Raw genomic sequence first — 333 nt, 5'->3', positions numbered from 1 at the left:
CGCCGGTCGGGGCCGCGCCGGGGCGTGCGGGCTCGTCACGGATCGGCGTGATCGTCACCGTGGTGCGCCGCCCGGCCGCGACGTACGGCGCGAGCGCGGTGCGGAGGTCGCGGGCGTCGGCGGGGGCGAGGTCGGCCTCGTGCAGGATCCCGTCGAGGCCGAAGCGCACCGTCTCGGTCGTGCCGTCCGCCGCGTCTCCGCGCCCGTCGTCGTCGCGCGGATCCACGTCGTCGGTCATGTCGTCTCCTCGAGCTCTCGGTCCCCCTCCGGCAGCCTAGGTCGCCGCGCGGACATCGCCCGTGCCACAGATGAGAACGATTCTCTTCTAGGCTG

1 protein-coding gene is annotated in these 333 nt (G+C 74.5%); it reads right to left on the bottom strand.

Annotated features, from left to right (window positions below; translation table 11 throughout):
• Window positions 1-238: Lsr2 dimerization domain-containing protein (locus tag DZG00_RS16670; protein WP_199689857.1), on the bottom strand; the 238-nt coding region annotated here is incomplete at its 3' end.
• Window positions 239-333 lie beyond the last annotated feature (95 nt).

The sequence above is a fragment of the Clavibacter lycopersici genome, assembly GCF_003576405.1.
Classification (GTDB): domain Bacteria; phylum Actinomycetota; class Actinomycetes; order Actinomycetales; family Microbacteriaceae; genus Clavibacter; species Clavibacter lycopersici.
The sequence above is the reverse complement of the archived record's forward strand: the minus strand, read 5'-3'. Positions and strand labels throughout refer to the sequence as shown.